Below are 20,187 nucleotides of genomic sequence, written 5' to 3'. Positions count from 1 at the left end.
ATGTAGGGTGGCGATGGCGCCACGCTCACAACCTCAAGAAAGCCATAAGCCCTGACAGGGTGGAAGACCTGTTGAGGAAATAGCAAGTATAGCACCCAGGCTTTTGCTACCATTTTGCGCCTTGCCTTTGAATGTTTGATGACCCTTAGTGAGCCGGAGCCTGCATGCACGCCATTGTTGACCAGATTCAGTCCGTTGATCTCAATGCCGGTGAAGAGACGCGTCGCTATTTGGACACGCTGACCAAGCCGCCCGGGAGCTTGGGTGGCCTGGAAGAGTTGGCGATACAGCTGAGTGCCATCGCTGGTGAGCTCAAGCCCAGCGTCACGCCGCCTGCGGTGGTCGTGTTTGCTGCGGATCACGGTGTTGCCGCCGAGGGGGTCTCCGCCTTTCCCCAAGAAGTGACTGCCCAGATGGTGGCTAACTTTGCCAACGGCGGGGCGGCGATTAATGTCTTTGCCCGGCAAATAGGGGCTCAGGTCGAGATTGTGGATGTGGGCGTCGCTGCCCCCTTAACCATGCAGGGTGTCACCCCTGCGAAGGTACGCCATGGCACCGCCAATATGGTGGTAGAGGACGCGATGCAATTTGATCAAGCCATCGCCGCGATTGATGTGGGTGTTGCGGCCGTTAACCGAGCAAAAAGGGCAGGTGCAAAGTGCCTTATTGTTGGCGAAATGGGCATTGCCAATACCACCGCCAGCAGTGCAATGCTGGCAGTACTGACGGGTGAGTCAGGGGCAAGCGTGGTGGGCGCAGGCACCGGGATTAACCCACAGCAGCAGGCGCATAAAGTCGCAGTGATTGAGCGTGCCATTAATGCTCGGCAAGCCAACCCAGAGGTGCCATTGGAAGTGCTTGCCAAGTTAGGTGGCCTGGAAATTGCGGCGATGACCGGGGCTTACCTGGCCGCAGCGGCGCATCGGCTGCCTGCGATTGTGGATGGCTTTATTGCCACCTTGGCGGCGCTGACTGCTTGCCGTCTTTGCCCCGCTGTACGCGGCTACCTGATTTTCGGCCACCGTTCCCAGGAGCCTGGTCACGACATCGCCTTAAAGGCGTTAGAGGCCAAGCCACTGCTCGATATGGGCATGCGGCTGGGTGAGGGGAGTGGTGCCGCGCTGGCCTATCCATTACTGCAAGCAGCCACCGCGATGATGCGTGAAATGGCTACCTTTGCCGATGCCGGTGTTAGCGATAAGGCGAAATCATGATCCCAGGCGTCACACTTGGCGGAATTACCCTGATTGTTCTGGCCATTGTGATTGATTTAGTGGTGGGCGACCCGCGCTCGTTACCCCACCCAGTGGTACTGATCGGACGCTTTATCAGTGCTTTCGAGCGACTATGGAATCGTGGCACCGCGCAGCAGCGCCGGGTTAGTGGCTTTATGCTAACCATTTTTGTCGTTGGCGGCGTATGGGTTATTAGCTGGCTAGCGTTGGCACTGCTGGAACGCTTGCACCCTGGGGTAGCGCTGATCGCCGAGCTGTGGCTGCTCTCTACTACGCTGGCGATCAAAGGCCTGGGCGATGCGGCCCGCGCCGTGATCCAACCGCTTACTCAAGGCGATTTGCCTGCCGCCCGCACGACGCTGGGGATGATTGTCGGCCGCGATACGCACAATCTAGACGAAGCGGAGATTACCCGGGGCACGGTGGAAACAGTGGCGGAAAACACCGTGGACGGTATTACCGCGCCGCTATTTTTTGCGCTTATCGGCGGGGCGCCGCTAGCGCTAGCGTACAAGGCCGTCAATACTCTTGATTCGATGGTGGGCTACAAAAACCAGCGCTATGCCGATTTTGGCTTTGCCTCCGCCAAGTTGGACGATTTAGCCAACTGGGTACCGGCACGCTTAACGGCGCTGTGTCTATGGCTCGCAGGCTTGCTATTAAGTCTTGCCGGTGTTGTACGATTGCGCTGGCAAGGCGCACTGCGGGGTACCTTCCGCGATGCACCGCGCCACCCCAGCCCCAATGCAGGCTGGCCAGAGGCCATGGTGGCAAGGCTACTGGGTGTTCAACTGGGCGGCACCAATTACTATCAAGGTGTGGTGTCTCATCGCGCGACCCTAGGCGAGTCGCTTGAAGTGCTAAGGGTCAGCCATATCACTGCCACGGTGCGCTTAATGCATGGCGCCTGGCTGCTGTTTATGTTGCTGTCAGTTGTGGTGATAGCGGGCATGTCATTCATTTTTAAGGGGCTACTATGAGTCAATTTATGTCGCCCAGCTCTCCATGGCCCGCGCACGGCGGCCAAGCAGAGGCGCTACTAGCGCACTTCGGTTTGCCCGCCGATCACCGCCTGGAAGATTTCAGCGCCAACCTTAACCCCTTGGGGCCTCCGGCGTGGGTTAGCGATTGGCTGGCTAAGCAACTGGCAGGTCTTGAACGCTACCCCGCGCCGGATTACGCCGCTGCACGTCAGGCCATCGCTACCCATCACCAGCTTCAGCCCGAGCAGGTGCTGCTAACCAACGGCGGCGCCGAGGCGATTTTCCTGGCTGCCGCGGTGCATGCAGGCAAGCGGGCGGCGATTATTACCCCAAGCTTTGGCGAGTATGCTCGCGCCTGTCGTGCTCATCGGCTCTCCGTCACTGAGATCGCACTGCCCGCGCCACACTTTACGCTGGATATTGATTCGCTGTTGGCAGGACTTAACGGCATTGAGGTGCTGTTTTTATGCCGACCCAATAATCCGACCGCTACGCTTATCGATATTTCAGCAATGGAAGACCTGTTGAATTGCACCGCTGCGAATGGTTGCCGCGTTGTGGTCGACGAGGCCTTTATCGATATGGTGGGTGAGACGTCACAAGAGGTGTCCTTGGCACCACTACTGGTGCGCTACCCGCATCTGATGCTGCTCCACTCAATGACCAAATTTTATACCCTGCCGGGTCTCCGGCTGGGCTACCTGCTGGCGGATGCGGCCACGGTTCAAGCGGCACAGGCTCACCAGCCACCTTGGAGTGTCAATCACCTTGCGGCCGAACTGGTGGCACCACTGCTGGCAGATGATGCCTTTGCCCGGCGCACCCAACGGTGGTTGGCCAGCGAGCGGCCGCGGGTGGCTCAAGCGCTTACCGAGCTGGGGTTGGACGTTGTGCCCAGCCAGGCATGTTTTTTTCTTATTCGCCCCAGTGCTGCGCAGGAAATCACCACGGATGCGCTATTTGAGCAGCTACTACGCCAGGGCATTTTAGTGCGTCATAGCCACAATTTTGCCGGACTTAATGGCGAATGGCTGAGAGTGGCGCTGCGCGACGAATCTGCCAACCGGCGGCTAGTTAATGTGCTGAAAAAGGTACTGCATGATTGTCTTCGTTAGCGGCGGTGCACGCTCCGGAAAAAGTGATATTGCCGAGCAGCGGGTAGTGGATGCAGCGGGTAGCTCGCCCTGTTACTACTTAGCGACCGCAGCCGTATACGATGCAGAGATGGCGGAGCGAGTGGCACGACACCAGCAAGCTAGGAGCGGTCACGGGCAAGCCGCTCGATGGGTAACGCTAGAGGCGCCTGTGAATATAGATCAAGCGCTGGCCGAGGTGCCCAATGGCAGCGCGGTTCTACTGGACTGCTTAACGCTATGGGCCAGCCAAGTGCTGTATGGCAGTGAGCTTAGCGACGACGAGGGAATGGTGCTGCTGGAAAGGATGTTATCGGATGTTCGCACGCGCAGCATTTATCTAGTGATTGTCTCTAACGATATTAACGAAGCGCTGCCGCCCACTGATACACAAACCTGGCGCTACCTGGCGTTTCTTCAGCGCGCTCACCGCTGGCTAGCGGCAGAGGCGGACTCGGTGCTAGAAGTGGTCGCAGGCTGTGCCATTGAATGGAAAAACCACGGGAGGCCGCTGTGAAAGAGAGTGCTGTAAAGAGTGCTCTGTTCGGTCTCCTGCTGGCGCTGCAGTTTCTGACCCGGATCCCAATACCAATAGCGGTACCCTGGACGCCCGATACCCGCCGCTGGGCGGTGCGCGCCTACCCCTTGGTGGGCCTGTTGATCGGCAGCGTGCTGGTGCTGCTAGCGTTTGCAATGCACAACGTCCCCACGCCGATCACCGCGCTGGCGATATTAAGCGTGTGGGTGGCGCTTTCCGGTGGGCTACATCTAGATGGCGTTATGGATATCGCCGATGCACTGGGCAGCAATCAGCCGCTGGCGCGCCGCTGGGAGATTATCAAAGACCCGCAAATCGGCAGCTTTGGGATATTGGCGCTGCTGTTTCTACTCGCCTGGAAGGGCGTACTACTGTGGGCATTGCTCACCTATCAAGCGCCGCTCTGGTGGCTACTGGTGGTGCCCGCGCTAGGGCGTTGGGCGGGTGTGGCGTTACTGGTGTTGACGCCTTGCGCCCAACAAAAAGGCTTGGCATGGAGCTGGCAGCAGTCGCTTAGCGGCCAGGATGTAGCACTGGCGCTGGTGCCGCTGGCGGTTATCGCGCTGTTCGCCCCTGCGCTGGTGCTGATGGAGCTCTTGGCGGCTGTCTTCGTGGCGCTTTCACGCGGGTTTATGGTGCGACTGTTTAACGGCATTAACGGCGATATGGTAGGCGCCACCATCGAAGGAGGAGAGCTTTGGCTACTGATTTTAGTGTGGAGCTGGTGGCAGTTCGCCACGGTATCACCGCTTGGAATTTAGAGCGTCGTTATCAAGGGCAGCAAGATATTCCGCTTCTGTTTCCCGAGGCCGAAGCAGGGTTACTGGCGCTGCGTGAGGCACTAGCGGATGAGCGTTTCGATGCTATTTATTCAAGCGACCTTAACCGCTGCCAGCAAACCCTGGAGTGGTCTGAAGTCACCAAATCGGGCGTGCCGTTTGTACTGGAACCGCGTCTCAGGGAGCTCGATTTTGGCGAGTACGAAGGCAAGGTTTACGATGAACTAAAAGACTTACCTCACTACCGTGCCTGGATTGATAGCGTGGGCGAGCTGCAAATCCCTGGTGGTGAATCGGCGGCTCAGTTACGGGAGCGCTTGGATACTTGGCTACACGATGTTGCGACTAATGCCCGAGCGGGTGACCATAAAAAGGTACTGACAGTGACTCACGGCGGCGTGATTCGCGAGCTGCGCCGTCGCTTTGAAACGATTCACTTCTGGGACGGTACCGTGCTCCAAGCCCAAGGCAGGCGCTGGCAGCTTATTTATCAGCAAGACGACCATGGAAAAGGGGAATGGCAATGCAGCTCTTCATCGGCGGTGCCTGCGCTGGCAAACGTGACGCTGTAGCTGACCGCTTTCCCAGCGCTGTATGGCATCGGCTCGCGCCGGGTCAGCGACTGGCGGAGTGTCAGCAAGCGCTGGTTGCGGATACACCTTTGGTGATTACCGGCGTCTTTGACTGGGTCGAAGCCGCGTTAGCAAACGCGGAAAACGACCCCGCGCGCCAGCAGTGGCAGGGCGATATGACACAGCTAAGCCAGCGGGCTGACGAGCTAAACACGGCGTTAATTATCATCACTACCGAAGTCGGCCGCGGCATTGTGCCCATGCAGCCCGATCAGCGACGCCTGCGTGATCTAAATGGCTGGTTTAGCCAAGATGCCGCCGTCCAGGCTGAGCAGGTTTGGTATGTGCGGCATGGGCTGGTGATGGCAGTTAAGTAGCTCGGTAAGTCCTAAGCTGGGCGCGCTTTGCGCCGTGCTTCAATTGACCGCCCCCCAACAAGTTGCTAGCTTACGCCCACTCTCAGGTGCTGGCGGTGGATAACGCCGCTAGTGAAACGGGAAGTTGGTGAACGCCTTGCGTGATTCCAACGCTGCCCCCGCAACGGTGATCGAGATAAGAACGGCTAAGACGCCACTGTGCTTATGCACGGGAAGGTGGTCGTTCGGAAAGGCGTATTGTTAGGCGCTGCCTTTCGCTCGTCAGCCCGGAGACCGGCCCGAGAGTAACGGTTCAACCTGAACCGATACATGCCGAGGCGCGGTGGGTGCTCTCAGGGCGATTAACGGTGGCACAGCGCAATCATGCAGCGCGACCGTGATTTCCTTGTTTTGTCCTGCGCTCGGTCAAAAAAATACGCCGTGCGGGTGAGCACGGCGAGCAAGGGATCCCTCCATGAACTACCGTTTTCACACCACCGCCCAACGGGCGGCGTTGAGTATGGCTGCTTTACCGCTCGCCATCTCCTTTTCAGCCCAGGCCCAATACGCCGCAGCGACGACTGAGTTAGCAGCGCTTGATCCTGTTGTGGTTACCGCGACGTTAGCGCCGCGCACTGCCAACGAAAGCCTTTCATCGGTTAGCGTGCTGGACGAAGCCACTTTTCGCCGCCAAGACCCCACCAGCCTCAGCGATCTGCTGCGCGGCCAGCCGGGCGTTGATGTCACCAGCAACGGCAGTTTTGGTAAAAACAGCAGCGTTTATCTACGCGGTGCGCCCAGCGATGCTTCCGTGCTGATGATCGATGGTATTCGGCTGCGATCTGCCACGGCAGGCGGCGCCGCTTTTCAGTACCTAGACCCACGCATGTTTGACCGTGCAGAAATCGTGCGCGGCCCCCGCGGTAGTCTATACGGTGCGGATGCGGTCGGCGGTGTCATTCAGCTGTTTACCCCTGATGGTGACGAAGAGGGCCCAAACCCCAGAATCTCAGTTGGCGGTGGTTCCTTTAATACTCAGCGGTTAAGCGCAGGCGTTTCCGGCCGCGAGGGGGGCACGCGCTACAGCTTCGCCGCTAGCCATTTCAATACCGATGGCCAACCCATTCGTCGTGGCGGTGAAGACAAAGGCTATGACAATACATCGTCGCTGGCCCGCGTTGCGCATACCTTTGAGAGTGGGGCTGAGGTGGGAGTGCTGGCACTGCGCGCTCGCGGTAACAACGAATATGACGGTGGAGAGAATGACTTTGTCCAGCAGGTGGCGGGTATTTACGGCGAGGTGCCGGTCACCGATACCTGGCAGAGCCGCCTGACCCTTAGTGAAGCCCGCGACGAGCTGGATACGCTGGATGATTTTGGCGACTCGATCATTGATACCCGTACCCAAACCGCCCGTTGGCAGAATAACCTTCAGTTTGGTGCCCATGAGTTGATTGCTGGCGCTGAAATCAGCGAAGACCGCGTTTCAAGCACCAACGACTTTGACGTCACCAGCCGCGATAACACCGCTGTGTTTACCCAAGGGCTGCTCGACTTCTCGCCGTTTGCCATTCAAGCCAGCCTGCGTTACGACGACAACGAAGCCTACGGCGATGAGGTTACCGGCAGTTTGGCGCTAGGTTATCAAGTAGATAACTATCACACGCTGCGCGCCAGCATAGGGACTGCTTTTAAAGCGCCGAGCTTTAATGACCTCTATTGGCCGGATTCGGGGAATCCTGATCTCAATCCAGAAAAGTCTGAAAGCGTTGAAGTGGGCGTGCGCGGCCAATACAACCAGTGGTTCTGGGATTTGGCCGCGTTCCAAAACGACTACGATGACCTGATCGCCTGGGCGCCGACGTCGAGTGGTTTATGGGCGCCGCAGAACATCAACAGCGCGCGTATTCGTGGGGCGGAGTTTGCCAGTGGTGTAGAAGTGAATAATTGGACACTGCAAGCCGCCTTTACCTATCTGGATCCGGAAGACCGAGATACTGGTAATCGATTAGCCCGTCGGGCCACTCAAAGTGTGCGTCTGGATGCCGACCGGGAGCTTGGTGATTGGTCGCTGGGGGGCTCGTTAATCGCGCAGAATCACCGCTACGATAACGTCGCCAATACCCAGCGTTTAGGTGGCTATGGGCTGGTTAACCTGCGAGCGGGATGGCAGTTTGCGCCGCTCTGGACGGCTCGTGTTACGCTAGAAAATGCCTTTGATAAAGAGTATTCAACAAGTCGTGACTATATTAACGCTGGCCGAGCAGGGTTCCTAAGTGTTCACTTTGGCCAATAGTAAACGTGGCGTTGCGCGCGGGGCTTTTGGCCTCGCGTTGTTATTAACATCGGCTACGTCGCATGCCCACGATCACTCGCGCTGCGTGGTGGATGATCGTGATCGTGAGGTTTGCCTCTACAACGCTGCTCAGCGCATTGCCACCCTCTCGCCCGGTGCGACTGAACTGACCTATGCCGCAGGCGCAGGAGATCAAGTGGTCGCCGTCGTTTCCTACAGCGATTATCCACCGGAAGCCAAGCAAGTGGCTTCGGTGGGCAGCCACACCCGAATTGATTTAGAAAAGCTGGTGGCGCTTGCGCCCGATATCGTAATTGGTTGGGTGACGGGCAATCCCGCCGAACAGCTTGAAACCCTCGAAGCTCTGGGCATGCCGGTGTTCTATATCGAGCCCCGGGATGTAGAGGGCGTGGCCAGTGCCATTGAGCGTTTGGCACGGCTGGCGGGCACCGAAGCGGCCGGGCAGTCGGTGGCAGACAATTTCCGCGACACCATGACTGCGCTCGCGTCGCGCTATCGTGATCGCGATCCGGTAACCACGTTCTACCAAGTGTGGGATGAGCCGCTAATGAGCGTTAACGATCAGCACCTGATCGGCCAAGTGGTTAAGATCTGTGGCGGTGAGAATGTGTTTGGCGAACAGGCACGCCTAGTACCGCGTATCGATGATGAAGCCGTGCTGGCAGCCAATCCTGAAGCGATTGTTGCCGGTGGTATGGGCGAAGAGAACCGCCACTGGCTGACCCACTGGGAGCAGTACGCCAACCTGACGGCGGTGAGCGAAGATAATCTCTTCTTTGTACCGCCATCGCTGATCCAACGGCCAACACCGCGCCTGATGGAGGGTGCGCAGATACTCTGTGAGAAGCTCGACATTGTCCGTCAAAAACGCGAGCGTCGCTAATGCTAGCGCGGCTGGGGCTTCCGCTTGGTGTGTTGTTGCTAGCAGCACTGGCTTCGCTACTGATTGCCCTTGGCGTTGGCAGCGCACAGATTCCGCCAGCGCAAATTTGGGATGTGGCTGTTAGTCATATGGGGCAGAACGAAGCTGATGCCCTGGCGCAGACGATGGTGATGGAGTTACGCCTACCCAGGGCGCTCTCGGCGTTTGCCGTGGGCGGTTTGTTGGCGGTAGCCGGTGCGTTAATGCAAGTCTTACTACGCAATCCCCTTGCGGATCCGTATGTACTTGGTCTTTCCGGCGGTGCCTCGATTGGTGCATTGGCAGCCATGTTAGGTGGGCTAGGCGGGCTGGCGATTTCAGGCTCGGCGTTTGGTGGCGCGCTATTTTCGACGTTTTTAGTGTTTGGTTTGGCCCACGGCAGCGGCGGTTGGACGCCTTCGCGGCTGCTGCTCACCGGCGTGGTGGTCGCGGCGGGGTGGGGCGCAGTGATTACCCTAATGCTAGCGATGAGCCCCGCTGAACGCCTGCCGGGCATGCTCTACTGGCTGATGGGCGATCTCTCCTACGCGCGTACCCCTTGGCCGCCGCTGCTCTTGTTGTTGGCTACCTGCGTGGTACTGATTCCGCTTGGGCGTAGCCTGAATGTGCTGGCCCGAGGCCCTCAGCAGGCCGCCGCCTTGGGCGTTGCGGTTAGGCCGCTGGAGTGGTGTATCTATATTGCTGCCAGCCTACTCACCGCAGCGGCAGTGACCACCGCCGGCAGCATTGGCTTTGTCGGTTTAGTGGTGCCGCATATGCTGCGCCTGCTGTTAGGTAACGACCAGCGGCTGATACTACCCGCCTGTGCGTTGGCGGGGGGCACGCTGTTAGTGTTAGCCGATACACTAGCCCGCACCATGATCGCCCCCGAACAGCTTCCTGTTGGCGTGATCACCGCGCTCCTGGGCGTGCCCACCTTCCTGTTTCTGCTCTACCGGAGCCGCTGATGAGCGTACTGAGTACCCGAGACCTCGTCATCGATGTGCCGGGGCGTGTAAGCGGTACGCCGCTTAATTTAACCGTGAAGCCAGGCCAGGTTTGGGGCGTTTTAGGCCCTAACGGGGCAGGTAAAACCACGCTGTTGCATACCCTGGCGGGTTTACATGCCTCGCGTGCAGGTCAGGTGAAATTGAATGATCATTTGATGGGCCAACTGCGCCGCCGCTATATCGCTCAGCGGTTGGGGGTGGTGTTTCAAGATCGCCAGGATGGCTTTCCTGCGACCGTGTTGGAAACCGCGCTAATTGGTCGTCATCCCTATCTCTCGCCGTGGCAGATGGAAGGCGCCGAAGACTATGCCCGTGCCGAAGCCGCTCTTGAGCGCCTGGATGTGGCGCACCTGCGTGATCGTTTGGTCAGTACGCTTTCTGGCGGCGAGCGCCAGCGGGCGGCGATTGCTACTGTACTGACCCAGGCACCCAACGTGTGGCTGGCGGACGAACCCACCAACCATCTCGATCTTCATCACCAGAGTGCTGTCATGACGCTAATGGCAGAGCAGGCCGCAGAAGGCAAAGCGGTGATAATGTGCCTGCACGATCTTAATCTTGCCGCCCGCTGGTGCGACCATATTTTACTGCTTTACCCCGATGGCGAGGCGTGCTGGGGCCCGCGAGATAGCATGCTGGTGCCCACTGCGTTGGAAAGCCTCTACCGCCAGCGGCTAGCTGTGGTAGAGGTGGATGGGGCTCCGGTGTTTGTGCCAATAAAGGCTTAGCTTATTGAGCCAGTTCATCTCGCCACTTGTGGCGAGGCTCGAAACCAACCAACCGGCGGGCCTTTTCGATGCTATAGAAGGTCTCGAATTCACCCATTTCGCTCTTGATCGGCACCTCGGAGTAGAAGCGTTCAATGACTTGGGCGTTGGTTAGGCCCACCGAAAGATCGTCATTGGCGACGTTGAATACCTGGTAGCCCAGGCCGTCTGTTTTCAAGCAGCAATCCACCATCTGGCCCAAGTCTCGGGCGTCGATGTGGGCGAAAATATTGCGGCGGCGTAGGGCGGGGTCTTCCATATAGGCGGGAAAATTCTGGCGGTACTCGTGGGGTTCGATAACGTTATTGATGCGCAGGCCGTAGATGTCGATGCCTGAACGTGCTTGGAAAGAGCGCGCCGTTACCTCGTTGACTACTTTGCTCATGGCGTAGCTGTCTTGAGGCACGGTGGGGTGCTCTTCATCGATGGGGAGGTAGTCCGGCTTCTTCTCACCATCGGCAAAGCAAACGCCATAAGTAGTCTCGCTGGAGGCGAAGATAACCTTGGGAATGCCCAGTTTGGTGGCAGCATCGAGAATATTGTAGGTACTTAGCGTATTGATGCGGTAGGTCTCGTTGTCTGGCCGATGCAGGATGGCGGGTATGGCCGCAAAGTGGACAATCGCATCGTAACGGGGCACGCCGGTGCCCGGTTCCAGCTCGTCAAAATCGGCGTAGGCCTGGCAGGCATTAAACACTTGGCCTGCGTCGGTCAGGTCGGTTTTCAGGGTCGTAATACCGGGTACATCAGAGACTACCCAATCCAGATTAGTGACTCGGTGACCTTGGTCGCGAAGATAAGCCGTCGCATGACGGCCAGCCTTGCCACTGCCGCCGGTGAACAGAATACGCATATTAATATCCCACCAGTTAATAGAATGAACCACTCCACCTTAGCAAAGAAAAATCCTCACCTCCGAAAATGATTTTGTGTTCTACACTAAAAATGATTCGGAATCTTATTGATCCAATCAGATCATCGTCTGACCCTAACAACAGAGCATCTACAAAACCGGGAGGTCGTTATGATCCATCATGTTTGGGGGCTCCTCCATCATCCTGAAAAAGAGTGGCACTCGATCCGTGGCGAGCATGAATCAATCAGCCATCTGTATGCCCACCATGTCCTTTTACTGGCTGCTATTCCTGTCGTCTGTGCGCTGATCGGCACTACCCAGGTTGGCTGGACTTATGGTGGCTCTGAAACCTATCGAGTCTCTCTTACCAATGGTATTGCATTAGGAGTGGCTTTTTATGCGCTGATCCTAATGGCGGTTGCTGTTGTGGGCACTTTGATCCATTGGTTAGCCCGTCGCATAGACACTCGCCCCAGCCGCCGCGATTGCCTTATTTTCGCGGGCTACATTGCTACACCAATGTTCCTGTGTGGGGTTTTTGCCCTCTATCCGGCTTTTTGGTTCTGTATGCTGGGTATGGTGATCGGGCTGCTCTACAGCGCCTATCTACTCTATAAGGGAACCCCCAGCTTTTTAGGCATCAGCCATGAGCGAGGGTTTATCCTGTCAACAACGACGCTGGGGGTTGGTGTCTTGGTGCTGGAAGCGCTGCTCGTGGTGATTGTACTGCTGTGGAGTATGGGCACGGATCACAGCGTGGTTTGGCATTTTTTCCGATGAATGGACGCTATTGTGAGCTGCCTATCCAACTAAACTGCACTGCGAAAACGCATGATCTGTTTGCCGTCCACAGGATCATCGACCACATGGGTATATACCCCAAAAGTCTGCTGTAGCCTGCTGGTGGTGAGTACTTCATTAGGGTGGCCGCTGTCGATCAGGCGGCCACCATCCATCACGCCGATGCGGTCACACTCCATGGCTTGGTTAAGGTCGTGCAGCGAGATAATCACCGTGATCGGCAACTGCCTGACCAATTCAAGAATCGACAGCTGATGACGAATATCCAAATGGTTGGTGGGTTCATCCAGTAGCAGGATTTTAGGCTTTTGAGCCAGCGCACGGGCAATATGTACCCGCTGGCGCTCGCCGCCAGAGAGCGTGTGCCAAAGCCGATCCGCCATATGCACCATATCGACATCTACCAGCGCCTGAACCACAATGGCATCATCTTCTGTTGACCAGGGGCGCAACGCGGTAAGAAAGGGCGTCCGGCCCAGCGCCACTACGTCACGCACGCTAATTCTATCGGTGGTGTCGGCCTGCTGCTCGACTAAGGCGATAGACTGAGCAATCGCCCGTTGCTTGAGGTTGTGCAGGGGCTGGCTACCTATCAGCACCTGTCCTGACTTGGGTTTGTTCAAGCCCGCCAACAGGCGAAGTAGCGACGTTTTGCCCGAGCCGTTCGGCCCCACCAGGCCAAAGGTTTGGCCGGGCTCGACGGTGAGATTGACGTCGCTAAGCAGTGGCGTGCCATGCACTGACCAAGCGAGCTGTTCAGCAGATAATCGCATTAAGACCTCTTGCCACGCACCAGAATCAACGCAAAAGCCGGCGCGCCGATCAGCGAGGTAATCACCCCAATGGGAAGTACCTGGCCGGACACCAGCACCCGGGAAAAAATATCGGAACCAATCAAAAACACCGCGCCCGCTAAGGCGGTCGCTGGTACCAGCCGGGTATGACGGCTACCCACAATAAAACGCATGGCATGGGGAATCACCAGCCCAACAAAGCCAATCGCTCCCACGATAGAGACCATTACCGCTGTGACCAGCGCCATGGCGATAATCAGCATGCCACGCACCGGGCGCACTGCTATGCCCATGGAGGCGGCGCTGTCGGCACCGAAGGTAAACGCATCCAGAGAGCGCCGGTGCCACAGGCAAACCAGCAGCCCGAATAGCGCGGCAGGCACGGCCAAGGTGACATCGGCCCAGCGCACCCCAGAGAGATTGCCCATCAGCCAAAACATAATGCCCCGGGCCTGCTCGGCGCTTGCTGATTTGGTAATGATAAAAGCAGTCAGCGCATTGAACAGCTGTGATCCTGCGATGCCTGCCAGAATAATCGCTCCCGCAGCCTGAACGCCGCGGCCACCACCTACACCGCTATTGGCCGCATGGGCGAGTATCACCACGATGCCAAAGGCGAGAAGGGCACCCACAAAGGCACCCAGGGAGAGCGAAAGCGCCCCCGCGCCAATGCCAGCGACGGCCACGGCCACCGCACCGGTAGAGGCCCCAGCGGAAATGCCCATTAGGTAGGGGTCGGCTAAAGGATTTCGCAGCAGCGCCTGAAGCACGACCCCCGCCAGCGCCAAGCTGGTACCACAGCAGGCAGCGACCACGGCGCGGCTAAGCCGGTAGTTCCAGATAATGCCTGCATCGATCCGGTCAACCGCATAATCCGCGCCCAGTAGCTGATTGGCGAGTACTTTGAGAATGGTATCAACCGGAATCGGCGTCTCACCAATGGCGGTGCCTGCAATCAGTGCCGCCACGAGCACAAGCGGCGTTATCCAGAGCCAGCGTAGCCCAAAGCCTGCCGATGATAGCCGCGTTAACGCAATGCTCATTCGTCAAATGCCATTGTCGCTAGCGCCTCGGCCAACGATTCAAGGCCGTAAATAGTGCGCATCGTGGCGCTCATGGCATGGGCATCCATCTCGACGATGCGATTATTTTTAACCGCGCTCATCTCGCGAGTGACCGGGTCACTGCGCAGAAACTCACGCTTGGCTTCAATGTCGTCGGCGGGAAAGCGGCGGCGATCCATGTTGGCGATCACGAGCACATCGGGGTCAGCCCTGGCGATGCTCTCCCAGCCCACCGTGGGCCACTCCTCATCAGACTCGATCACATTGCGAATACCGAGCTTGTCCATCATATAGCCCGGCGCGCCGAGCTGACCCGCAACGAAGGGGCTAACCCCCAGGTCTGTCGAGGAGAACCAGAATGCCGCTGACAGATCTTCCGGCAAATCAAGGCTGCTCGCCAGGGCAATAGCACGCTCTTCGCGGTCGATCAGGTCGGCTACAAGCGCCTCGCCAGCGTCTTGCACATCATAAATCTGTGCTAGTTCGGTGATTCCCTTATAGATCGAATCCGTGGAGAAAGCGGCCGTGCGGGTACCGTCGCCGCCGGTAGAGTTATCCTTGGTATCGCAGTCGGCGGGCATAATAAAGGTGTTAATACCCAGCTCATGAAACTGCTCACGGGTAGCGACACTGCCGGTGGGGCCTATGTGCCACTCGTACTGTACCGCCACCAGCTCGGGCCGTTTATTGACCACGGCCTCGAAGCTTGGGTCATCGTTGGCGATCCGCTCGATCGTTTCATTGGCCTCAGTAAACTGGGGAAGAACCGGGTTGAACCAAACCGAGGTGCCATTCACTCGATCAGTGAGCCCCAGCGAATAGAGAATCTCCGTGGCTGACTGGCCTACAGTCACCGTTCGCTCCGGGGGCGACGCCACGCTGATCTCTACGCCGCAGTTGGTTAGCGTAAGCGGGTAGTCGGTGGAGGCGTAAGCCGCCTGGGCAAGGCCAACAGCGCTCGCGGCGATGGCCGTGGTCAATCTCAACATCATGTACACTCCCGTGCATGATGAGCTCCGCATTCGGCCAGAAAATACCGACCGAGCCACTTCGCTCGATGTAAGTAATATATCGGCAGTTCTCCTGACTGACGGGTCATGGCTAGCTCGCCTTCCCAGACAATGTGTCCAGTGGCATCAAAGAGCATCGCTCGCCGCCTACAGTTGCGGGGGCAGTTCCGTTTCGCGGCAAGCCGCGGCGGATTCTCTATTAAGTTCCGTGGGGAACACCGACACTGGCCATTCTAGGTGGCAGGGGGGGGAGCGAACAACACAAAGCCTAAGGATCTTATGAAACCCGTCATTATAGTAATGTTATAACATTTTATTTTTAAGGCGTGTAAAAATCCAGCGGCATTCTTAAGCCTACAAGTCGCAGTTTGCGAGCGAGCCGGCGGTGCTGCGGCCGTTGAAGGTTTGCGGGCAGATATCACCAGGCATTGAGCTGATCAACACCATGCCGCCTGACCTGGAGCAGTAAGGGTATCGACCTCATGGTTGGACAGCTTCTCAATGCTGGTTGCTAATGGCCCTGAAAACAATTAAAACGTGCACTGCCCGCGCAGAGCACACAATGGTGCCCCCATATACAGTCAGTCACTTTTGTTAAGCAATATACATGATCTGGATGTGACGCCTTGCAGGGGGTGGTTTAGTCACCATTACTCCTCAGGCCTGGGAAAGAGTCCCTCGTTAACAAACTGTTCGGTTTGGCTTCGGTATCGACTTGGGTCGCCTTCCACAACGGACGCTTGTGCATTTTCAACGATGGGGGTGCTGAAATCCTCACTGCGATCATAGCCACAATCCATGCATCTGGCCCGCCACCAAACAAGGGCTTCACCTTTTCCGGAAAAACCAACAATTAAGTAGTGTCCGTATTTGGGTTCGGGGTACTTCTGGTACCAGTCATCAACACGGTCACTAAAGTCTTCTGGAAGCGAAAGATCGATCTGGTAAAAGGCTTGGGTTCTATGTGAAAACCAGCGAGCCTGCACTGAATCGGGAACTGCCTTTGGCGACGACAATACCACCAGTGCCCCTCCAGGGGGATTGTGGTCAAAGCCGCCTTCGATAATGCCTGCAGGAGCACTCCAGGCATTGTTAAATGTGAGATCTTCGACCCAAACAGGCCAGCCGTTAGGGCCGCCGGCCACTGAAATAACAAAATTATATTTATGGGGTTCGCCGGAACACGCGGTGATTAGGGCTAGGCATAAGGCTACTAGCAAGGTTCGAAGCATCGAAGATTTAGCCGCCATGACTCACCAGGCCTTGTGGTTGTGCTGCATGCTGAGAACTGCTTAGGAAAAAGCGCCGTACCCGATTCGGCTCTGGCCTATGAGCAATGTCACCGATGCGGTAAGAGGTATGAATATAGTCATAAAGATAATCACGAGCATTTGCCAAGTTGCCACCGGCCGCCTGCCACTGATCAAGAGCCTCTAGTAACTTATCGGGTATATTATAGGAATCTCCCATCGCCCTAAAAGGCACGCCTGCAGTAACCGCGTAATCGTACATTTTATGCAAGGCGTAGTAAGACAACTCCTTGCGGGTAGGGCGTCGTTCCTCGGCGATAACATCGCTTCCTTCCACTCGTGGCTGAATGTTTCTTGAGTCTGCGGCGTTTAGTTCCGCAATCTTATGCTGGGCAGACTGAATTGTTCGAGGGTTAAGACCATGTCCCTGATACCGCCTTACTTCAAACAGCTCATAGTTTTGGAAGTCAACTTCAGGGTTCTCATAGCCCCCGCCCACATCGGAATGAACCCCCGGTAAGGCCTCTTCTATAAAGTTGCCGGGCAGGCCGCCGCTAGCCCCACTTATTTTTGACAGTGGAAAGTTTGTGCGAATTTCATGAAAGGCGGTTAGATGAACAACCTGCTCGGCGCTATGGGCACCCAGGTGCAGGTTGAAATCAAGGTTCTGCTCGTTACCAGGAAAGTAAAAACTGCCCACTGTATCAAACAGCCCGACAAACCCAACGCTAGCGTTAACGCCTTGAGGAAAAGCAGTCACTTCCCGAAACTCTATGACCGGACGCCGCCACCAGTTAAGTTGAGGTACATGGATGGTCGCAGGCCAGGAATTGATAAGATTGACGAAGTGCCGGGCCAGTGCGGCGCCTCGACTAAATCCAAATACATCAATAATCACTTCAGATGCTGAGGTATCTTCTACAATAGTTCGAAGCTGTTGCAGAGCCATCTCAATTCTCGAATGTCCCCCTGTGGCTCCTATTCCCAATGCTAGTCCCCAGCTATCTTCTGGGGCATCAAAGCCATCAGCTGTGGCTTCTCCGTCCACCGTGCCGGGGCCAGGAATATATATACTTTGCTCGGTTCCTCCAGAGCCTAAGTCACGGTAAAGGTCGTACAATCGAGCCACATTGGTAATATCCCGATCCGTTAGCCGTAGGTCGTTCTGCATATGGTTGCCAGTGCCGTCGAAGAACACCCCCAGCCGTAGGGTTCTGGATGAGTCTTCTTCCTCATTTGTCGCTTGGGATTGCGACGAATTACTTGCACTGGCTGGCCCTCCCTGACCATTGTGCAGTGCGCTGGCTCCTGGCTGCCGAGCAGTAAGGGGAAGCATTGATTGGTTGAGGCGAGCATCAATGGCGGCTGATTGGTGAGCGCTAGCACTGCTGGAATTAGCGTGCAATGCCGTCGCAGCCGCAGCTCCTTGCAGAGAGCGAGAGGGCGTCGCTATTTGATCATCGCCGATGATGACACTGCCACTGCCTATAGTGACGCCACCACAATCGACTGAGCCTCCGGTGAGGGCGGCGGGCCTGCCGTTGATAAGTACGGTGGTTGAACCACTGGCGATAGAGCGGGGGTGAGGAGGATGGTTAGGCTTGGCGTGGGCTTCCAGAGGGTCACCCACCCGTCCTACGGGTTTGCTATCAACAAAAACATCCGGCGAGCCAGCGGTGACCGGTGAGGGGGGAAAGCCCTCGTGATCTGTGCCTATATCACCCACGACGACAATTTTCTTACTCACTCCCTGTCTCCTTTGATCCTTTAAGAATTCATATCATCTTTACTGACGGTTAATTAGTATTAGCTTAAAGTGACTCACCGTAATATGAAAGTGTACAGGTAAGTATAATGAGCTTTTAAACCAGTACGGCTCATGGTAGCGGAACAAATTGGCCTCGCCGGCATGCCTTCCTCTATACTGAATCCCTTTTAAATTCCCACTTTTTTATGAATGGTTTTATTATCACTCTGCTAGTTACCATGAATCATATTCAAGTCCCACGCTCCCATGGTCAGTTGGCTCCTAGTGGCCGGTTAGCGGGCTTGGCCAGCACGGGAGGTGCCGGTGAGTGAGTTTCCCTTTGCGGCGGTGGTTGGCCAGGAAGCGCTGAAAACCGCGCTTCTCCTTAACGCCATTAATCCGCGTATCGGCGGGGTGTTGATTAGCGGGCCAAGAGGCAGCGCCAAGTCGACTTTAGCCCGGGCGCTGGCCGCTATTTTGCCTGGCGATAGCGAAGGGCAGCGCGCTCCTTTTGTGACTCTGCCGCTGGGTGCCAGCGAAGATCGACTGGTTGGCAGTCTGGATCTGCAGAAGGTGCTGGCCGATGGCGAAGCCACCTTTCATGCGGGGCTGCTGGCGAAAGCCGACGGTGGGGTGCTCTATGTGGATGAAGTCAATCTGCTGCCGGATACCCTGGTTGATTTGTTGCTGGATGTGGCCGCCAGCGGCACCAATATTGTCGAGCGCGATGGCATTAGCCACTCCCACCCGGCGCGCTTTAGCCTGATCGGCACCATGAACCCCGACGAAGGCGAGCTGCGCCCTCAGCTGCTCGACCGCTTCGGTCTCTGCCTTGAGCAGGAAGGCGCCATAAGCATCGACGAGCGTATTGCCATCGTGCAGCAGCGGGAGGCATTTGACCGCGACCCTACTGGCACGCTGCAACACTTTGAGGCCGCCCAGGCCGCCCTGACCGAGCGTATTGCTAAGGCCCAGCGCTTACTCAAGGAGATCACCACCGACCCCTGGGTGTATCGAACCATTGCTAACCGCTGTGAAGCCGCCGGGGTTGAAGGCCTGCGCGCCGACGTTACCTGGCACCGCGCTGCCCAGGCCCATGCCGCTTGGCGTGGCGTGGCTAGCGTGGAGCCGCAGGATATCGACACCGTTGAGCCCTGGGTGCTGGCGCATCGGCGTACCCAGCCGCCTGAGCAGCACCCCCCGTCATCGCCGCCTAATCAAACGCCTTCGCAAGGCGAGGGCGGTTCGTCGTCAGCCAATAACGCGCCCAGCGGCGGGTCGTCCAGCCAGCGCGGTGAACAGGGCCAGTGGGGCGCCATGCCTCCCATGGCTCAAGCGTCGATTAGCCAGCCAGCGCTGAAGCTGCCCGATAGCGAAGACCTTTTTCAGCGGGCAAAGAACACCGATACCGCCGCTAGCGCGGGCAAAGGCGGTGCATTGGGCCAGGGGCGTTCCCAGGTGGCGACTTCACGACTGGATGGCTTTGCGACCATTATCGCCAATCGCGGCCAGTGGCCCTGGCAGCAGTTAAAAATGCGCAAGGCCCGGGCGGGGCAAGCGACGGCGCACTTGGTGCTGCTGGATACCTCCGGCTCGACCCTGGGCCAGCGCCTGTTAGGCCAGGCGAAAGGGCTGGTCGAATCGCTGGTGACTCAAGCCTACGCCGCGCGGGAGCAGGTGGCGGTGCTGGGATTTGGTAATGGCGGAGTGGTGCCGATACTCTCCCGCCGCCGGGCGCCCAAAAACGCTCGGGACACTCTTGATAGTGCCAAGGGCGGCGGCGGAACCCCCCTGCGGGAAGCGATTATTGAAGCCAAACGGCTGATTCGCCAGTGGCAGCGCCGCGAGCCCGGCCTGCAGGTGCGTACCTACCTGATTACCGATGGCCGCAGCCGGGAATCCGTTGACGATCTCGCGCCGTTAGGCGAGTGTTTGTTAATCGATACCGAACACTCCAAGGTCAAGCGCGGCCAGGGGGCACGCATTGCTCAGCAGTTGGGCGCACGCTACTGGCCAGCTGGTTTTGGAAAGCCTTCTTTTATAAAGCCATCTTTTATAAACCCTCTTTGAACGA

19 protein-coding genes and 2 riboswitches are annotated in these 20,187 nt (G+C 57.3%); of the genes, 13 read left to right on the top strand and 6 right to left on the bottom strand.

What is annotated here, in order from left to right; genetic code table 11:
• Window positions 1-164 precede the first annotated feature (164 nt).
• The 11 genes from cobT (at window position 165) to ACFIOZ_RS12945 (ending at window position 10,552) form a co-directional block, all read left to right on the top strand.
• Window positions 165-1,214 carry a nicotinate-nucleotide--dimethylbenzimidazole phosphoribosyltransferase gene (gene cobT / locus ACFIOZ_RS12995; RefSeq protein ID WP_386078355.1) on the top strand — a complete coding sequence of 350 codons (1,050 nt, stop codon included), beginning with the start codon at window positions 165-167 and terminating at the stop codon, window positions 1,212-1,214.
• Entirely contained in the window at window positions 1,211-2,215 is a 1,005-nt protein-coding gene (gene cbiB, locus ACFIOZ_RS12990) for an adenosylcobinamide-phosphate synthase CbiB (protein ID WP_386078352.1), read from the top strand. Before cobT ends, cbiB begins: the two co-directional genes overlap by 4 nt.
• A complete protein-coding gene (gene cobD / locus ACFIOZ_RS12985) occupies window positions 2,212-3,333 on the top strand; it encodes a threonine-phosphate decarboxylase CobD (protein ID WP_386078350.1) in 1,122 nt (373 codons plus the stop codon). Before cbiB ends, cobD begins: the two co-directional genes overlap by 4 nt.
• Window positions 3,317-3,868: a bifunctional adenosylcobinamide kinase/adenosylcobinamide-phosphate guanylyltransferase gene (locus tag ACFIOZ_RS12980; RefSeq protein ID WP_386078347.1), complete on the top strand. Its 552-nt coding sequence runs from the start codon at window positions 3,317-3,319 to the stop codon at window positions 3,866-3,868. Before cobD ends, ACFIOZ_RS12980 begins: the two co-directional genes overlap by 17 nt.
• On the top strand, window positions 3,865-4,650 hold the full coding sequence (cobS, locus tag ACFIOZ_RS12975; RefSeq protein WP_386078345.1) for an adenosylcobinamide-GDP ribazoletransferase: 786 nt from the start codon (window positions 3,865-3,867) through the stop codon (window positions 4,648-4,650). The genes ACFIOZ_RS12980 and cobS overlap by 4 nt, the downstream gene beginning before the upstream one ends.
• The gene (locus ACFIOZ_RS12970; RefSeq protein ID WP_386078342.1) at window positions 4,587-5,240 is read left to right on the top strand and encodes a histidine phosphatase family protein; all 654 of its coding nucleotides are present in this window, start codon (window positions 4,587-4,589) and stop codon (window positions 5,238-5,240) included. The genes cobS and ACFIOZ_RS12970 overlap by 64 nt, the downstream gene beginning before the upstream one ends.
• Window positions 5,192-5,617: a bifunctional adenosylcobinamide kinase/adenosylcobinamide-phosphate guanylyltransferase gene (locus ACFIOZ_RS12965; RefSeq protein ID WP_386078340.1), complete on the top strand. Its 426-nt coding sequence runs from the start codon at window positions 5,192-5,194 to the stop codon at window positions 5,615-5,617. The genes ACFIOZ_RS12970 and ACFIOZ_RS12965 overlap by 49 nt, the downstream gene beginning before the upstream one ends.
• A 67-nt stretch (window positions 5,618-5,684) precedes the next feature.
• Window positions 5,685-5,914, top strand: a riboswitch (cobalamin riboswitch).
• 157 nt (window positions 5,915-6,071) lie between these two features.
• Window positions 6,072-7,892, top strand: coding sequence for a TonB-dependent receptor domain-containing protein (locus ACFIOZ_RS12960; RefSeq protein WP_386078338.1), 1,821 nt, complete (start codon window positions 6,072-6,074; stop codon window positions 7,890-7,892).
• A complete protein-coding gene (locus ACFIOZ_RS12955) occupies window positions 7,873-8,796 on the top strand; it encodes a cobalamin-binding protein (RefSeq protein ID WP_386078335.1) in 924 nt (307 codons plus the stop codon). Before ACFIOZ_RS12960 ends, ACFIOZ_RS12955 begins: the two co-directional genes overlap by 20 nt.
• A complete protein-coding gene (locus tag ACFIOZ_RS12950; RefSeq protein WP_386078333.1) occupies window positions 8,796-9,782 on the top strand; it encodes a FecCD family ABC transporter permease in 987 nt (328 codons plus the stop codon). Before ACFIOZ_RS12955 ends, ACFIOZ_RS12950 begins: the two co-directional genes overlap by 1 nt.
• Window positions 9,782-10,552 (top strand): ABC transporter ATP-binding protein, encoded by a 771-nt coding sequence (locus ACFIOZ_RS12945; RefSeq protein ID WP_386078330.1) that lies wholly within the window; start codon window positions 9,782-9,784, stop codon window positions 10,550-10,552. The genes ACFIOZ_RS12950 and ACFIOZ_RS12945 overlap by 1 nt, the downstream gene beginning before the upstream one ends.
• Before the next feature lies 1 nt (window position 10,553).
• On the opposite strand, the gene ACFIOZ_RS12940 is transcribed toward ACFIOZ_RS12945, so the two are convergent.
• Window positions 10,554-11,444 carry an NAD-dependent epimerase/dehydratase family protein gene (locus tag ACFIOZ_RS12940; protein ID WP_386078328.1) on the bottom strand — a complete coding sequence of 297 codons (891 nt, stop codon included), beginning with the start codon at window positions 11,442-11,444 and terminating at the stop codon, window positions 10,554-10,556.
• A 171-nt stretch (window positions 11,445-11,615) separates the two neighbouring features.
• Here ACFIOZ_RS12940 and ACFIOZ_RS12935 point away from each other — a divergent pair, with 171 nt between their 5' ends.
• A complete protein-coding gene (locus ACFIOZ_RS12935; RefSeq protein WP_386078325.1) occupies window positions 11,616-12,227 on the top strand; it encodes a Yip1 family protein in 612 nt (203 codons plus the stop codon).
• A 29-nt stretch (window positions 12,228-12,256) separates the two neighbouring features.
• On the opposite strand, the gene ACFIOZ_RS12930 is transcribed toward ACFIOZ_RS12935, so the two are convergent.
• The 5 genes from ACFIOZ_RS12930 to ACFIOZ_RS12910 all read right to left on the bottom strand — a co-directional run bounded on the left by ACFIOZ_RS12930 (window position 12,257) and on the right by ACFIOZ_RS12910 (window position 18,113).
• A complete protein-coding gene (locus ACFIOZ_RS12930; protein ID WP_386078323.1) occupies window positions 12,257-13,021 on the bottom strand; it encodes an ABC transporter ATP-binding protein in 765 nt (254 codons plus the stop codon).
• Window positions 13,021-14,085: a FecCD family ABC transporter permease gene (locus ACFIOZ_RS12925; RefSeq protein ID WP_386078321.1), complete on the bottom strand. Its 1,065-nt coding sequence runs from the start codon at window positions 14,083-14,085 to the stop codon at window positions 13,021-13,023. The genes ACFIOZ_RS12930 and ACFIOZ_RS12925 overlap by 1 nt, the downstream gene beginning before the upstream one ends.
• Window positions 14,082-15,098, bottom strand: a complete 1,017-nt coding sequence (locus ACFIOZ_RS12920; protein ID WP_386078318.1) for an ABC transporter substrate-binding protein — start codon at window positions 15,096-15,098, stop codon at window positions 14,082-14,084. Before ACFIOZ_RS12920 ends, ACFIOZ_RS12925 begins: the two co-directional genes overlap by 4 nt.
• Window positions 15,099-15,161: 63 nt before the next feature.
• Window positions 15,162-15,354, bottom strand: a riboswitch (cobalamin riboswitch).
• 412 nt (window positions 15,355-15,766) lie between these two features.
• Window positions 15,767-16,366: a DUF2931 family protein gene (locus ACFIOZ_RS12915; RefSeq protein ID WP_386078315.1), complete on the bottom strand. Its 600-nt coding sequence runs from the start codon at window positions 16,364-16,366 to the stop codon at window positions 15,767-15,769.
• Window positions 16,356-18,113 (bottom strand): type VI secretion system PAAR protein, encoded by a 1,758-nt coding sequence (locus ACFIOZ_RS12910; protein WP_386078313.1) that lies wholly within the window; start codon window positions 18,111-18,113, stop codon window positions 16,356-16,358. The genes ACFIOZ_RS12915 and ACFIOZ_RS12910 overlap by 11 nt, the downstream gene beginning before the upstream one ends.
• A gap of 324 nt (window positions 18,114-18,437) precedes the next feature.
• On the opposite strand from ACFIOZ_RS12910, the gene ACFIOZ_RS12905 reads away from it, so the two are divergent.
• Entirely contained in the window at window positions 18,438-20,183 is a 1,746-nt protein-coding gene (locus ACFIOZ_RS12905; protein WP_386078310.1) for an AAA family ATPase, read from the top strand.
• The last annotated feature ends 4 nt before the right edge of the window (window positions 20,184-20,187 follow it).

Origin of the sequence: Vreelandella sp. F11, from assembly GCF_042466685.1 — a bacterium.
Classification (GTDB): domain Bacteria; phylum Pseudomonadota; class Gammaproteobacteria; order Pseudomonadales; family Halomonadaceae; genus Vreelandella.
The sequence above is the reverse complement of the archived record's forward strand: the minus strand, read 5'-3'. Positions and strand labels throughout refer to the sequence as shown.